Annotated in this window: 16 protein-coding genes; 6 read left to right on the top strand and 10 right to left on the bottom strand. The window is 41.3% G+C overall.

Annotated elements, in window-relative coordinates:
- Positions 1-14: 14 nt before the first annotated feature.
- On the bottom strand, positions 15-185 hold the full coding sequence (locus tag V7O66_RS04525) for a rubredoxin (protein WP_406661785.1): 171 nt from the start codon (positions 183-185) through the stop codon (positions 15-17).
- A gap of 168 nt (positions 186-353) precedes the next feature.
- On the opposite strand from V7O66_RS04525, the gene V7O66_RS04520 reads away from it, so the two are divergent.
- Positions 354-980: a class I SAM-dependent methyltransferase gene (locus V7O66_RS04520; protein ID WP_406661784.1), complete on the top strand. Its 627-nt coding sequence runs from the start codon at positions 354-356 to the stop codon at positions 978-980.
- Between the two features lie 12 nt (positions 981-992).
- Here the strand turns inward: V7O66_RS04520 and V7O66_RS04515 are convergent, their stop codons facing one another.
- Positions 993-2,357, bottom strand: a complete 1,365-nt coding sequence (locus tag V7O66_RS04515) for an MATE family efflux transporter (protein ID WP_406661783.1) — start codon at positions 2,355-2,357, stop codon at positions 993-995.
- Between the two features lie 150 nt (positions 2,358-2,507).
- On the opposite strand from V7O66_RS04515, the gene V7O66_RS04510 reads away from it, so the two are divergent.
- A complete protein-coding gene (locus V7O66_RS04510) occupies positions 2,508-3,272 on the top strand; it encodes a GTPase (protein WP_406661782.1) in 765 nt (254 codons plus the stop codon).
- Between the two features lie 150 nt (positions 3,273-3,422).
- On the opposite strand, the gene V7O66_RS04505 is transcribed toward V7O66_RS04510, so the two are convergent.
- Positions 3,423-3,734, bottom strand: coding sequence for a hypothetical protein (locus tag V7O66_RS04505; RefSeq protein ID WP_406661781.1), 312 nt, complete (start codon positions 3,732-3,734; stop codon positions 3,423-3,425).
- Between the two features lie 285 nt (positions 3,735-4,019).
- Positions 4,020-4,511, bottom strand: a complete 492-nt coding sequence (locus V7O66_RS04500; protein WP_406661780.1) for a rubrerythrin family protein — start codon at positions 4,509-4,511, stop codon at positions 4,020-4,022.
- Between the two features lie 439 nt (positions 4,512-4,950).
- Between V7O66_RS04500 and V7O66_RS04495 the strand changes: the two genes are divergently transcribed.
- The gene (locus V7O66_RS04495) at positions 4,951-5,193 is read left to right on the top strand and encodes a CxxC-x17-CxxC domain-containing protein (protein ID WP_406661779.1); all 243 of its coding nucleotides are present in this window, start codon (positions 4,951-4,953) and stop codon (positions 5,191-5,193) included.
- Between the two features lie 43 nt (positions 5,194-5,236).
- On the opposite strand, the gene V7O66_RS04490 is transcribed toward V7O66_RS04495, so the two are convergent.
- The gene (locus V7O66_RS04490; protein ID WP_406661778.1) at positions 5,237-5,986 is read right to left on the bottom strand and encodes a YbaY family lipoprotein; all 750 of its coding nucleotides are present in this window, start codon (positions 5,984-5,986) and stop codon (positions 5,237-5,239) included.
- A 309-nt stretch (positions 5,987-6,295) separates the two neighbouring features.
- Between V7O66_RS04490 and thrC the strand changes: the two genes are divergently transcribed.
- Both thrC and V7O66_RS04480 read left to right on the top strand, forming a co-directional pair.
- The gene (gene thrC, locus V7O66_RS04485) at positions 6,296-7,639 is read left to right on the top strand and encodes a threonine synthase (protein ID WP_406661777.1); all 1,344 of its coding nucleotides are present in this window, start codon (positions 6,296-6,298) and stop codon (positions 7,637-7,639) included.
- A gap of 249 nt (positions 7,640-7,888) precedes the next feature.
- A complete protein-coding gene (locus V7O66_RS04480) occupies positions 7,889-8,893 on the top strand; it encodes a PKD domain-containing protein (RefSeq protein ID WP_406661776.1) in 1,005 nt (334 codons plus the stop codon).
- A gap of 137 nt (positions 8,894-9,030) precedes the next feature.
- On the opposite strand, the gene V7O66_RS04475 is transcribed toward V7O66_RS04480, so the two are convergent.
- Positions 9,031-10,467 (bottom strand): dicarboxylate/amino acid:cation symporter, encoded by a 1,437-nt coding sequence (locus tag V7O66_RS04475; RefSeq protein ID WP_406661775.1) that lies wholly within the window; start codon positions 10,465-10,467, stop codon positions 9,031-9,033.
- A 687-nt stretch (positions 10,468-11,154) separates the two neighbouring features.
- On the opposite strand from V7O66_RS04475, the gene V7O66_RS04470 reads away from it, so the two are divergent.
- Positions 11,155-11,751 carry a flavodoxin family protein gene (locus tag V7O66_RS04470; protein WP_406661774.1) on the top strand — a complete coding sequence of 199 codons (597 nt, stop codon included), beginning with the start codon at positions 11,155-11,157 and terminating at the stop codon, positions 11,749-11,751.
- A 120-nt stretch (positions 11,752-11,871) separates the two neighbouring features.
- Here the strand turns inward: V7O66_RS04470 and V7O66_RS04465 are convergent, their stop codons facing one another.
- The 4 genes from V7O66_RS04465 to V7O66_RS04450 all read right to left on the bottom strand — a co-directional run bounded on the left by V7O66_RS04465 (position 11,872) and on the right by V7O66_RS04450 (position 15,810).
- Positions 11,872-12,741, bottom strand: coding sequence for a glycine betaine ABC transporter substrate-binding protein (locus V7O66_RS04465; protein WP_406661773.1), 870 nt, complete (start codon positions 12,739-12,741; stop codon positions 11,872-11,874).
- Positions 12,742-12,883: 142 nt separating this feature from the next.
- A complete protein-coding gene (locus tag V7O66_RS04460) occupies positions 12,884-13,747 on the bottom strand; it encodes a glycine betaine ABC transporter substrate-binding protein (RefSeq protein WP_406661772.1) in 864 nt (287 codons plus the stop codon).
- An 84-nt stretch (positions 13,748-13,831) separates the two neighbouring features.
- Complete coding sequence (locus tag V7O66_RS04455) at positions 13,832-14,662, bottom strand: ABC transporter permease (RefSeq protein WP_406661771.1); 831 nt, start codon at positions 14,660-14,662, stop codon at positions 13,832-13,834.
- Between the two features lie 2 nt (positions 14,663-14,664).
- Entirely contained in the window at positions 14,665-15,810 is a 1,146-nt protein-coding gene (locus tag V7O66_RS04450) for a glycine betaine/L-proline ABC transporter ATP-binding protein (RefSeq protein WP_406662580.1), read from the bottom strand.
- Positions 15,811-15,823: the final 13 nt, after the last annotated feature.

The raw sequence follows: 15,823 nt of genomic DNA, 5'->3' as shown, positions 1-15,823 counted from the left end.
GGCCCTGTTTGAATTTAAAATTCGTAGTTAGATATCAGGTGGCTCTTGTCAGCACCGCATATTGGGCATTCCCAGTCATCGGGGAAGTCTTCAGGTTTTGTTCCGGCTTCGATACCCGTATCAGCATTTCCTTCATCTTCATCATATTCAAAGACATTACATACATTGCATGTGTATTTTGTCATTTCACTCACACTCCAGGATTATTGAAAAATATATTATTCCCTATCTAGCAGTTCATTAATAAAATTATCCTATGCACCATTTGGATCTTTGATGTAATTGTTATTTTATGTCAGGTAAACCTTTTCAGAATCCTTTACCATTATAGTATTTGGTAAGGAGATGACAGATTGGACGTTAAGGAAACTGTAAGGACACATTCAAAACCACTTGGGGAAGAAGGCAGAAATGTCGGATTGTCAATGAATGAGCATCACTATGAGCTCTGGAAGTGGGGTATCGGCCATATTTCAATCGATCAAGTTTCTTCCATTCTGGACGTTGGATGCGGTGGTGGTCGTGCCATTAGTATACTTGCAGGGTTTGTGGAGAAAGGAAAAGTTTACGGCATCGACTATTCTGTTGACATGGTGAAGCTTGCAACTGAGACAAACAGGGGTGAAGTGGATAAAGGTAATGTGATCATCTCGCAATCCTCGGTGTCAGAACTTCCATTTCCTGATGGGATGTTCGATATTGTCACAGCCTTTGAGACATGTTATTTCTGGCCGAACATTGAGGAAGACCTTCGGGAAATACGCCGGGTTCTCAAGAAAGATTCTCTGCTGCTGATAGTCAATGAAATGTACGAGCACAGCCTTTTCGAAGAGCGCAATGCAGCCTTCAATGCAGTGGAAGGGATGAACATTTATTCAGCAGATGATTACAGGACCATGCTTGAAGGTGCGGGTTTTTCATCCGTGACAATAGACGAGTTTCCCGTGAATAACTGGATATGTATAGTGGCCAAAAACTAATAAAAATACAAGTCACTGCTCTTCCTGTGCGTTTTTGAGGAACCTGATCTCTTTCAGGAACATCATCGCCACAACCGCAAACATCAGGTATTGGCCTATCGGGGTTGCCATCCACACCCCTGTAAGTCCATAGTATTGTGGAAGGATGAACAGCAGTGGCAGAATGAATATGAATATCTTTCCGAATTGTATGAAAAGGGATGGTTTCACCTTGTTCACAGACTGGTAATAGACAGCTATTGCTATGATCATTCCTTCTACTATTATGCCTGACATGAATATCCGCATAGCTCGTACAGCTGTTTCCAATAGCTCGGGATCGTTACGGTTGAAGAGCTGGATAACAGTATCCGGGAACAGGTAAAAGACACTAAATCCAAGCAGTCCAACCATCAGGCAGGAGAATAATGCCATTTTTACTGCGCTGTAAACCCTGCCGTAAAGTTTCGCACCATAGTTGAATCCAATGATTGGTTGAACACCGGCAGAGATACCCTCGAATAGCATGTAGAATATCGCGAATGAATACTGTATAACCCCATAGGAAGAAACGGCTATCTCCGAACCATATCTCAGGAGCATAAAATTGTAGGAGAATACCAGAGCTGCCAGTGATATCTGCATCACAAATGCCGGAAAGCCTGTTCTCATTATTCCTGTTATTATCTTCAGGTCAGGGGATATGTCAGATATGTGAAGTCGTAGTCTTGCATACTTGCTGAAAAAGTAATAAGTGAAAACTATGGCTGATACCGAGAATGCCAGGTTCGTGGCTATGGCCGCACCCTGCATTCCCATACCCCATCGCATGACAAAGAGATAATCGAGAACAATGTTGGTTGCTGCACCCACGGCTGCCATTTTCATGACAAAGGCTGGTCTTCCGTCGTTGCGTACCAGTGGGTCAAGGGCAATCCCGGCGATGAAAAACACGGATCCCAAAAACATTATCCTGAGGTAGTCACCTGCCATCACGAATACGATTCCCTTTGCACCTATGAGGTTTAGTAAAGGTTCTGTGAAAAACAGGCCAATGAATGCAAAAACCCCTCCAATTGTCAGTATCATGGGAAATATGTCAGAAGCTATCTTGTGTGCCCGGTCACTGTTACCTTTCCCGAGTTCAAGTGCCACAAGGGCGGCAGAGCCGGTGCCCAGAAGCAGGGCAGTAGCTATTATCACTATCAATAAGGGATACAAAAGGGTAATCGAAGCGAGCCCTGAACTGCCAATCACATTACCAATGAAATATCCATCAATGGTTATCTGGATGCCACCGATAATAAATCCTACAACAGCGGGCAATGTGAATTTTCTGAATAAATTAGCTATACTTTCGACTGCTAATTCCCTGTCATCATTTTCCTTCCCACTCACAGATTTCGAAAAGGTTTTGATGGACTAAATATTTGTCGTGATCTAAAAGGAATTGTTTGTAGCACCCTACTAATCCGGATACTGATTATTTTTCAAAAGCTAGCCGCTAGCAACAATACAGCCTTATAACATTATATCCTCTAGCACACCATGGCAAGCTACAACATGATGGTAAAGGATGTTATAAAAAAGGCTGATGTTCTGCTCGAGGTAGTCGATGCCAGGTTCCCGGAAGAAACAAGGAATAGTGATGTTGAAAGACTTGTTAAGCGTTCAGGGAAGCCACTAATTATCGTATTGAATAAATGTGACCTTGTATCAAAAGAGCAACTGGAGAAGAGTAAATCCAAATTATCAAAGGTTGCACCTGCTGTTTTTGTTTCAGTAAAGGAAAGGTTCGGCACTACTATTCTCAGGCACAAGATACTCGAAGTTGCCGACAAAAGAGGAAAGAACATTCTTGTTGGTAGTCTTGGTTATCCCAACACAGGTAAATCATCTGTTATCAATGGTGTTTCAGGAAAGGCGAAAGCCAGCACATCCTCAATATCAGGACATACAAAAGGTGTCCAGCTTGTTAACGCAGGCTCGAAGATCATGTTTATCGACACGCCAGGTGTAATTCCCTTTGGCGATAACGACGAGTACATCCAGGGTATGCTGGGTGTGAAGGATTCCACTCACCTTGGTGACCCAATAGGTGTTGCCATGAAGATCATCGAGAAATTCTGTGCTGAGAACAAAACCGGACTGGAAGAATTCTACAATGTTAAAATCGGAGATGAGATGTCCGATGAGATTCTAGAGATGATAGGGCTCCAGTGCAATTTCCTGAAAAAGAAAGGTGAGATTGATGAAGAGAGGGCTGCTGTTCGTATTATCAACGACTGGCAGAAAGGCATACTTTTGATGTAATTTCATCTTATTTTTTTCTTATCTTTTTTATTTCTATACTTTTTTTAATCTGCTATCTTGGTTAAGAGCATCAGCCAAATTTCTGTATTAAAAATAAGTTTAAAAAGGTTCTGTAGAAATCCTCGTTTTAACAATAAAAAAATCTTAAAATCATGTCACTAAGCCTTCCCCCTCTCCCTTCCCTTCCTCATCCCTTTTTTTCACTGGAGCATCCATGGTAACAACTTCCCCCCCTCTCCCCCCACACCCCCTCACCCCCGTTTTTTTTGTACAGGAGCATCCATAGTACAACTTCATCCCCTCATAATTCCACTTCATGTAATGCAAATTTGACTTAGAGAACCCACCATCTTCCAATCGGAATAAAAAAACTGAGCATCTTTTGCCTGGTATCCTTTGAATTCTTTCTTTCAACAGCATAAGCAGGGTTGATAAAATCAATACTTTTTCTTTTACCAACAAGATACTGAGCCAATTTTCTGGCTTTCAGTAAAAGATATAATTCCAAAATATTGATTTTGTGTATATTCCATATCAGGGCGAACATACACTCGATTGGTAAAGTTACCGATTTTAAAAAAGAATGGTTGTTGGGTTCTATAGAAAGTCTATCAAAAACAATTATCAATTGGGTAAAATTGACAAATACTGTCAATAACAGGTAGATATTAAAAAAGAAAATTGTTGTTTCCCTTCAATATTTCCATTTGGGAAATGGAATGAAACGGGAAACAATATATAGATTAATTAATCGATTTTATTGAAATCAGAAGCTGCTGCACCACATATTGGGCAGTTATCATGTGGCTCGCCTTCTACGGTGTTACCACAGACCTTGCAGACATAATAGTCGGTCTCTTCGTTGTCGCCTATGTTGTCCAGTGCCTTCTTGTAGAGATCTGCGTGTATCTTCTCAACCTTGTTCGCAACATCAAAACTCCATGCTGCTTCTACATTTCCTTCATCTTCAGCTACTTTGATGAAACCAGGGTACATCTCATCGAATTCAAAGGTTTCACCGCTTATTGCTTCTTCCAGGTTCTCCTTTGTGCTCTTAATTCCTTTGAGCACTCTGAGGTGGTTGTGTGCGTGTACTGTTTCAGCTGCTGCAGCTGCTCTGAACAATTTCGCGACCTGGGTAAAACCCTCTGCATCAGCTTTTTCTGCAAAAGCCAGATACTTCCTGTTTGCCTGGGATTCACCTGCAAAGGCTCCTTCTAAATTTTCGATTGTACTCATAATTATACCTCAAATCTTAGTCCTGTTATAATTGTAAAAAGTAGTATAAAGACTTTTAAGATTAATGCGGTTTTGTGGAAATACTGTATAATGAATGATGTCAAAGATGCAAATTGTTTATATACTTACAACTACTTGAATAGCTCACAGTTAACTTACTTGATGATTCATGTATATGGGATTTTCCATTTCCATGTAATTCATTTAGTTTAGTTGATTGATTAAAGGGTAATTCGTGTTGATCACAGGATAATTAATCCATCTCATGTTAAGATAGTTCACATTTCACAATCAGGCAATGCTTAAGATCTAATTTTATGTAACCTTAAAACTTGTGATATTTGTGCCAGCTAAGCACTAGAGACTTGATTAGGATAGACCGGAAAGGTCATACGAGCTATCTCCCGTCCTGCGGGATAAAAATAAAGAGGCAATAAAAATGAGAGATAATAGAGGCAGTGGTCCACGCGGTGGAAATGGCGGAAGAGGCGGAAATTCAGGCGGCTACGGTGGCAACTCAGGCGGCTACCAGTCACGTGGTCCAACCGGTCCAAGAGAGATGCACAAAGCAATCTGTGCAGACTGTAAACAGGAAACCGAAGTTCCTTTCAAGCCATCTGGCGAAAGACCTGTATACTGCAGGGAATGCTTCCAGAGCCACAGACCACCTAAGAGATACTAGGCACAAAACACATATTTTAAAAATTAAAAAAAGGTAGCAGTGTTTACTCTGCTATCACAACTATTTTTTCTGCACTGCTTTGTGGCGGTATACTACGTGTAACAGCCGGCCCGAAATATGCATGGATTTTCATACCTTCTTTCAGGTCATCAATGATCAGTTCGTTTTCATCTTCATCTGTAATCTGAGTCCACACACCAACATTGAGTTCGATCTCGTCGTAAAGCTCTCCACCGATGCATAGAAGTTGTGTGATGCCTTCCTGATATTCTATCTGACTGATAGTGACTTCCATTTCGATCGGAGGAAGCTTTTCCGGATTGTCATCATAGGGTTTTATGTATTCAAGTTCAACATTCACATCACTATTATCTGAATCTGCTGAAACATCATTGTGCCAGGTTGAAATATAATCTTTCTGGGATACTTCCTTGTCCCCGTCTACATCCACAAAGGCAAAGATGCTGTAGGTCATCCTCTCATCCAGCTCAGGATGTGAGATGGAATATGGTATGGATAATGAATCTGCTTCAGAAGCACTGATGCCTGATATAGTGGTCTCTGCTATCAGAACAGAAGGTGCATCCATAAGACTTACATCACGCAATTCAATATAAACAGTTACATCTTCGAACGTTTCTACAATGTCAGCGATACTGATGCTGCCTGATACTGTCCTGCTCGTATCTGTTGCCATGTCCTGTGTAGTATCGTCGGCAGGAAGAGTTAATGCGATAACAGACAGCAGGATAATGATTAAAACAAATCCTATTTTGGTAATATCTAATTTCATGTTTTTCCTCTTTTAATCTATTTATTAGTTAAACTCATCATTTCTATATATTCCTTGTTTAAACTACAAACGAACTTGTAGTCTTTAGATTATGATTTTTTAAAGTTGTGACCTCAATATTGGGGCTCTATGAAAAAAGATCCCTTCACCATTTGGAGGAAAAATGAAACTATTGACAGAACAATTAATGAAATATATTTAAGTGAAACTAGCATAAAGAACAAATTACAACAGCAAGATATTCATACTAACTTGTTATTTAATGATGCAAGAATTGATAATCATTATTCAAACAGATCCCTGATCAACATGAAACTCTACAGCACTAATCTCAAAGCAGAAGAAGTATCATTTGAAGCTGCTCTTATAACCGGTCTCGCTCCTGACAAAGGTCTTTACATGCCAAAGGAGCTGCCAGTTTTTTCAGAAGACGAGCTTATGGCATTGAAAGATGAACCATACCCTGAAATTGCTTTTCAGATCCTGAAAAGGATATTGGTAGGGGAAATTGACGAAGAGTCACTGAAAAAGATCACTTATGATGCTTACAACTATGATGTTCCATTGGAAGAAATAGATGGCAATACCTATATCATGAGGCTTGACCGCGGTCCTACTGCCTCTTTCAAGGATTTTGCGGCTCGTATGATGGCAAGGCTCATGCAGTACTATCTAAGCAAGGAAAACAAGAAACTGACAATCCTGACCGCTACCTCTGGTGATACAGGAAGTGCTGTTGCTCATGCTTTCTACGGTCTTGACAACATAAAGGTCATCGTGCTTTTCCCTGAAACTGAGGTATCCGACCGTCAGCGTAAGCAGATGACAACTCTGAATAAGAACATATCCGCAATAGCCATCGATGGTAAATTCGATGACTGTCAGGCAATGGTGAAAGAGGCATTTGCAGATGAAGAACTCAAACATCTCAACCTTTCATCAGCAAATTCGATCAATATAGGTCGTCTGGTTCCCCAGACTCTATATTATTTCTATTCATACCTTAAACTGAGAAACCTTCCTGAAGAAATAATCTTCTCAATACCATCTGGAAATTTCGGGAACATGATGGGTTGTTTACTGGCAAAGAACATGGGTCTGCCTGTTAAGAAGATCCTGACATCTGTCAATGAGAACGATGAGGTTCCTATCTTCCTGAACACCGGAAAATATGAGAAGATAGAACCTTCCAGGAACTCACTCTCAAATGCAATGAATGTGGGCCATCCAAGCAATCTTGCAAGACTTATAGCTATCTATGGTGGAGTGATGGATGAGAATGGTACTATTCATAAAATGCCTGACATGGACAAGCTCAGGAATGATATCGTTTCTATTTCTGTAACAGATGAGGAAACAAAAGCAACTGTAAAGGATTTCTATGAGAACAAGAACATTCTCATCGAGCCACACGGTGCTGTGGGTATTAAGGGCTTGCTGGATTACAGGAAGAACACAGGTGATGATACGCTTGCAGTAACACTTGAAACAGCTCATCCTGCAAAGTTCCCAGCAGAAGTAAGTTCTATAATTGGAATTGACCCCGAACCACCACAGAGCCTTAAAGAGATCGAGTCAAAGGAAGAGAAAATGGACTTCCTCGACACAGATTATGAGAATTTCAAGGAATATCTGAAGGAAAAGCTTGCATAAGCATTTTCCTTCTTTTAATTAATTTATTTTTCTTCTTTTCTATACCTGGGATTATAGTTCATATAAAACCGGTTGATAGTAAGAATTTCTATATTTTGTTGTTTTTTACGTACACAGAATTCTAAATCATGTACATTGAATTAATATGCTCATACAAGCTAACATGTAGGTGGTGTCTGTATGAAATCTGGAAAAACGTACTACTTTAATCATAATTTTATTATTTTATTGATATGTCTATCATTTTCAATGGTCGGAACAGTAAATGCTGAATTAATTGGTGTAAATGAAATGATAGTAACACCTTCCACCTATCAACTGGAGCCGGGGGAAGTATTCAATATCAGAATAAATATTGTTCCGGATGAGCCAATATCAGGCACTCAGTTCGACCTTTCTCTTTCAGGTGGCGATCATAGTGTTAACAGCATAGATGAAGGTGATTTTTTCACAAAACATGGAATAGTCACATTTTTTGGAAAATATCTTAATAGTGATCCTACAACTCCTGCAACTTTGTACTGTGCAGCACTTGGGCGATACCAGACATCTGAACCAGGCACTATAGCTACTTTTAATCTGACTGCAGGAAATTCTACAGGGCACCTGATAATAGACCTTTCAGATGTAGTTTTGAGTAACTCAATTTCACAGCCATTGGTATATAGTATCAGTAATGCAACGTTGCTAATAGATTCAGGACCTGTATTGTCATCTCCAGGTACTTTTTATATTGAAGCAGAGAACACCTTGAAGTTCACGCTAGAAGCATTTGATCCTGATAATGACCAACTTGTCTTCACATGCACTTCTTTGCCTGATGGGGCTTCTCTCGACCCTATTACGGGGATATTTACATGGACTCCATCAATTGATCAGGCAGGGGAATACAGACTGGACTTTGAGGCAAAGGATGGTTATCTTTCTGATAGTGGATTGGCAAATATTACCGTTATGTCAACAAATATTGTGCCTGTTGCCAACATCAATGGTCCTTATGAAACTGTGGTGGGAAGAAAGATACGCTTTGATAGTTCCGGTTCTTATGACCCGGATGGAAACATAGTTTCTTATGAATGGAATTTCGGAGATGGGTACATGAGTACAGATGCCAAACCATTTCATGCATACACAGTTTCAGGTGAGTATTCTGTAATGCTTACTGTGGAGGATAACATGGGAATCATGAGCAAAGATAGTACCACGGCTATAGTTCAGGATACGGTCTGGTCTAAGCTGAAAAATAGAAAATAGAACAAGGATAGTAAATCCTTGCAACCATTCTTTTTTATTTAAGAGGGCAAGCCATGTCTAAGGTTTATGTAGGTATTCCCTTGCACATGTAAATATTCTAACTTCGAGCAGAGTCTGGTTCTGTGGATAGTATGTTATTATGAATGTGGGGTCACAATAACATCCTCGCCCAATACTCTTCTCTTCCTCTCACGTTCCTTGACCTCAGCAAGTTCTTCATCAAGCGTTTTCTTACTGCCTACCCACTTGTCCATAACAATACATGTCACAAGGTCTCCGGTAACGTTGACTGCAGTACGGCTCATATCAAGTATCCTGTCAACTCCTATTATAAGTGCAATACCCGCTGTGGGGATACCCACACTGTTTAGGATCAGTGCCAGTATCACAATACCAACACCTGGTGTAGAAGGAGTACCTATGGATGCTCCGACAACGGTTACCATTATGAGCAACAACTCGCCAAAACCAAGGTCAACACCGAATACCTGTGCCAGGAATACTGCTGCTATGCTTTGATAAAGAGCTGTACCGTTCATGTTTATGGTAGCTCCAAGTGGTATGACGAATTGAGATATGGAGGGTCTGACTTCCAGATTCTCCTCGGCAGTCTTAATCGACAGAGGCATGACGGCTGCAGAGCTTGATGTGGAAAATGCCAGCAGGAGTACATCCCTGATCAATCGGAAGAATAGAACAGGTCCCTTGCGTGCTACAACGTACACGATGATCATGTAGAAAAGGAAAAGCAACAACAGACCCAGAAATACTGTGCCTACATATACAAGCATTCCCAGAAGCGCTTCTATTCCAAGGTTCAGTGTGAACTTGCTTATAAGTCCAAACACTGCAAGGGGCGCAAGCAACATGCTCCACCGGACAATTGTCATGCTTACTTCCTGCAGAGAACCCATGAGTTCAAGCAGGGGTTTTGACTGGCTCGGGGAAATTGAGATCAAGGCGACACCAATAATGACCGAGAAGAGGACCACTTGAAGCATCTGACCGGTGGCAAAGGCTCCCACAGGATTTGTTGGAAGCAGGGTCGTGAGCATACCGGGGACATCAGCTATACCCGGGGTACCGATAGCTTCCTGGGAAACCGCAGGAATATCTGAGCCCATTGTCTGCTGAACCACATCACTGCTTATGAAATTACCAGGATTTATTGTCAGTGCCAGCGAGAGTCCTATAAGTATTGCCAGTGCCGTTGTAACCATGAAATATGCCACGGTCCTCAAGCCTACTCTTTTGAGTTGTTCCATATCCTCACCGGCAGCAATTCCTCTGATGATGGATGCGAATACAAGAGGTATGACTATCATCTGTAGAAGGGCAAGAAAAATATAACCCGGGAATGCCAGCCATTCGCCTATGGTATATGAAACGTCTCTGCTGACAAAACCTGCAGAGGGGCCAAGTAGCAGTCCTACAAGGATACCAAAGAACATCCCCAGGAGTATTTTAAGCCAGAGTCTTCCTTTTACCAGTGAATAGAGGTGATAACTTAGATGCTTGGATGAACGGGGATGTATCCTTGTGAGAGGATGACGTATGGTGTAGCGACTTGGCATAATAAAACTTGAACCTCTTTATTGATGTATTTATGGTACAGCAACCAGGTGGGACTAATAAGTCGACATTGAGTTAGAGCACAAACAAAACACTATGACACTATTTTTGGTATTCATAACTATAACTTGATATCGGCTATGAAATCTTTCACAGATATATCATACCCTTACTCTGATTTCACAAATGAAAGCACAAAGATAGTAATAAATCTCAGGTGAGTAATTTTGTGAGTGGTGATGTCTATCAACATTTTCCTTAAACATTCAACCGTTCGCCGATAATTGTATTATTTAAATTGATGCTGATAAACTAAAAATTCTATAATATAATTTTAAATCGGCACTCATCATCGCCCTCTATATTAACTCGCCATTATTGAGACCGTTTATCCAAAAAATCAGCTTCATCATTGGAACTATCCTTGATCGCTAACAATCGTTCATTCGTGAGGTGAGTGAATGGACAATTTTCACCACATGCCTCCATGATCTTGATTTTTGTTTTATCATCGAGGTTATCATCCAGGCTTTTAAGAAGATCCTTTTACCAAATATTCATGATTTCATTGTTGTTTTCTTTTTAATATTGATTGTCGGAGTGAATTCGGTCTGTTTCAATACTAATAGATAAGAAACATGACATAGTGTTTATGATATGACGATGGATTTGATAAAGCGAGTTATAACATGGATAAAATAAAAATTCTTGGAGTTAGCGGAAGCCCTCGAAAAAACGGGAACACTGACATCCTGCTTGATAGCTTCTTAAAAGGATCAGAGTCAGTAGGTGCTGAAACTAAAATGATCTTCTTGAGGAATTACTCTATTGAATCCTGTATTGGTTGTGAAGCCTGCAGGAAAGCTGGAAAATGTACACAGTTCCATGATGGGATGGAACTTCTTTATCCGGAAATAGAAGAATCTAAAGGTCTTATACTTGGTTCTCCCACCTATAACTACAATGTAACGGCTGAGATGAAAGCCTTTATTGATCGCCTTTATCCTTTCTATGAGTTTACTGAGGAACGTCCAGGTCCCTATTCAAGCAAACTTGCGGATCAAGGTCGGAAAGCACTTGTCTTTACAGTTTGTGAGCAGGTAAAAGCTGAAGAAATGGGATTTACGCTTGAAGCCCTTGGAATGCCGCTTGAGGCACTTGGTTATGGAATATTTGACAAGTTCCTTGCTACCGGCTGCTTCAGTAAAGGCGAGGTCTTAAAAGACAGAGATATTCTTAAAAAAGCTTTTGAGGCTGGCAAAAAATTGGCAGTCGGCCTTAAGTAAGCGAAATTGAGAGTTTGGATCTATATCAATATTTTCTCAATAATTGCTGGAAATATGGTGAAGAGAATTAATAAAAGATATGTGATAGGTCTAAAAAAGAATGTAGTGAGGAAAGTATCCTCACTGGGTTCCAAGAACCTCATCGATCTTTTGTGGATTCTCTGCAAGCCATTCAGCTGCAGCTTCTTCTGCGGTCTTTCCTGAATCAATGGCGATCATTATAGATTCAATGTCAGATAGTTCCAACTCGAAGTTTTGAATAAGTTGATAAAATTCCGGATTATCCTCTTCAAAACCAGTTCTTGTGAGGATAATGAGGTCATCACTTTCTCCATAGATTCCCTGGGTGTCTTCAAGGAACTTCAGACCTTCAATACGGGCAAAACTCCAGTGTGGTCTCCATAGAGTTACTACTACCCATTCTTCGTTGTCGATCTTATCCTGAAGTTCTGCAGTCATCCCCACAGTACTGCTGGAATAAAGCTCGAAATTTCCGAGGTCATATTCTACAATGCAACTTTCGGTGTTCTGCATTATTCCTGCACCAGGTTCAATACCACTGATCTTGTTGTCAAACTTATCGGCATTATCGTTAAGTTCTTCGATGGTGTTGATAGGAACATACTCAGGAACTACAAGTCCACATTTAGCACCAGATGCTACGACCTGTGCTTTAACAAGGTCATCTCCATACTTTTCCCAGTAAGGTGCCTGGGTTGCAGGAAGCCATGCATGTACGAGAACATCAAGATCACCCTGTGCTGTAGCCTGATAGAGACCACCAAGGTCTGCACTTATGATTTCATATTCATATCCACCTTCATCGAGAATCTGTGTGAAAACATTTGCACCTGCACGTGAATCATCCCACTGGATCACTCCTATCTTTACAGGCTCTGATGAAACAGATTCTTCAACTTCCGATGCACAACCAGCGACTAAGATGGCTAGTGTGACCATGAAACATGCTAATATTTTCATGTATTTCATTTTCAAGTAATTCCTCCTGATATTTTATTTAGCGATGCTTTGGATAGTTGACAGACAAAAATGCCTGCTCTGTTATTTCCAATCAAATCACTTAGATGCTAAATAATGGGTTTATAAAAAATTAAAAAAGAGATGGATGAGATTATTCACCCAACCATTCAGCAACCTTTTCAGGGTTATTCTCAACCCACTTTCTAGCTGCTTCTTCTTCTGACAGGCCACTTTCGATGTCAGCCATTACAGACTGGATATCAGCATGTGTCCAGCTGAACCTGCCAATTATAGCATAGAGTTCAGGTTCATCTTCTGCCAGTCCCATTCTTGCGAGTGTTTCAACATGGTCTGCCTCTCCATAGATACCTTCAGGGTCTTCAAGGTATTTCAGGTCCCATCGGCTGAATGCCCAGTGTGGTGACCAGAGTGTGACAGCTACCCATTCCTCATCAGAGATAGCGCCGTTAAGGGCTGCGGTCATACCTGCACTGCTGCTGGAGATGAGGTCATATTCCAGAGCATATTCGTCTATTGCAGTTTCTGTAACAGACATTATACCTGCTCCCGGGTCAATACCAATGATCTCACCATCGAACTGTTCCTTTTCAGCATTTAGTTCTTCGATAGAATCAATAGTTACATACTCCGGAACAACAAGGCCGATGCGGCAGTCTTCAAGGTTTATGGCTACGCTGTCAATGTCCTCGCCATACTCCTCCCAGTAGTTCTTCTGTGTCTGTGGAAGCCAGGCTGAGGTTGTAAAATCAAACTGACCATCAGCAATGCCAAGATACAAAGCACCTGCATCAACTGCAGTTATCTCAACATCATATCCTGCCTGCTCAAGTACGATCTTCATGACATTAGTACTGGCAATTTCTCCATCCCAGAGTACATAGCCGATCTTGACATCCTGTGTCTCCGTTACATCTCCTTCCTGGACGCATCCTGCTCCAAAAAGGGTTGCTAAAACTAGCAATACAATTAATAATGATTTTATTTTTCCATTCAATATATCACAAACTGTATTTTTCTAAATGTTTTCAATTATAAAGTGAATAATGCGATCAAAGTCGCAATAAAAAGAAATTACATCTTACTTTGGTGTAAGATGCTGTGTGAATCTATCCAGTATGATCGCTATGATCACTATACCAAGTCCTGCCTCAAAACCCTGGCCTATATCCACTCTCTGTATGCCTACAAGCACCTGGTAGCCCAAGCCTCTGGCACCGATCATGGCAGCAATGACTACCATTGAAAGGGAAAGCATTATACACTGGTTGACCCCTGCCATTATGTTTGGCATGGCAACCGGGATCTCAACCTTCAATAGTTTCTGTATTGGTGTAGACCCGAATGCATCTGCAACCTCAACAAGCTCCTTTGGAACCTGCTGGATCCCAAGATTTGTAAGGCGGATAGCTGGTGGCATTGAGAATACAACGGTTGCGACAAGACCGGGTACATTTCCAAGCCCGAAGAATATGACTGCAGGTATCAGATAGACAAATGATGGCATTGTCTGCATCAGGTCAAGAACCGGTTTGATGAGATGGGCTAACGTTTCGTTCTTGGCTGAAAATATCCCTAGGGGAATTGCTACTAGGAGTGCTATGAATGCAGATGATAATACCAGAGCCAGAGTTTCCATTGAAAGTTCCCACATGCCCAGATTATCGATTAGAATCAATCCTACTGCTGTTCCCACTGCAAGTTTCAGGTCTCGCCTACCGAGTAGATATGCTATTACTGCCAGTAACAGTGCAAACACAAGTGGAGGCAACATCAGGAAAGCATCATTAATTCCGGATACCATGAAGTCAGTGATGTCGCTGAAAGCATCAAGAAAGATGCCAAAATTCGAATCCATCCAGTCAACAGCGATTTCGACACCTTCTCCAAGCGGTATTTTTGGAATAGCCATATTTATACCTCCTCTATAGCAAGTGCTCCAAGAACACTACCTCTGACTATGATACCTCTGAGTTTATTATCCTCGCTGGCTACAGGAAGGGGTGATGTGTTCTCTATTATGGGTATGAGTTCATTCAATGGTGTGTCCGGATGTGCGACAGGGATATCTTCCACCATTACTTCCTGGAGTGTTTTGTTCTGTTTCAATCCTTCAACAGCAGCATCCACGGTTATGATACCCTTGAGTGTTTTGTCCCTGGCAACGACGAATATGGACGATATTCCATGTTCTCTCATAAGCTGTAATGCTACCTTAAGGCCTGAATTGATGGAAACCACGGGCTCGGCTCTCTTCATCACGGCTTCTGCGGTGAATATCTTTGATCTGTCCACACCTGCAACGAACTTGGATACGTAGTCATCAGCAGGATTCGTAAGGATCTCTTCAGCGGTGCCGATCTGAGCGATATATCCATCGTTCATTATCATGATCCTATCTCCCAGCTTGAGGGATTCGTCAAGGTCATGGGATATGAAGACGATGGTCTTTTGCATCTTGTCTTCAAGAGCAAGGAGTTCGTCCTGCATCTCACTGCGTATAAGTGGGTCCAGAGCACTGAATGCTTCATCCATCAACAGGATGTCAGGATCAGTTGCAAGGGCTCTTGCAAGTCCTACTCTCTGTTGCATTCCTCCGCTAAGCTGGGAGGTTTTGCTGCTCTCATATCCTTTAAGGCCAACAGTCTCGATGGCTTCCATGGCATTCTCATACCTTTCCTCTTTGGACACTCCCTGGATCTCAAGCCCGTAGGCTACATTGTCCAGTACACTGCGGTGAGGTATTAGTGCAAAATTCTGGAATACCATTCCAAGTTTTTGCCTGCGAATCTCCCTGAGTTCCTCAGAACTTGCAGTGGCGATATCGTCACCATCTATGAGAATGTGTCCGTCTGTTGGATTAATGAGACGGTTAATGCATCGTAAAAGAGTTGATTTACCTGAGCCTGAAAGACCCATTATGACAAAAATCTCGCCTTCATATATATCAAAATTAATGTTATAGAGTCCGACGTTTTGTCCCGTCTTTTCTAAAACTTCATGTTTTGATGCGCCATTTTTGAGAAGAGAAAGTGCTTTCTGGGGCTTCTTTGAGAAAATTTTAGTTAGGTTG

Origin of the sequence: Methanolobus sp. ZRKC3 (assembly GCF_045291275.1) — an archaeon.
In the GTDB taxonomy this organism is placed as follows: domain Archaea; phylum Halobacteriota; class Methanosarcinia; order Methanosarcinales; family Methanosarcinaceae; genus Methanolobus.
This window is presented reverse-complemented; position numbering and strand designations above follow the sequence as displayed.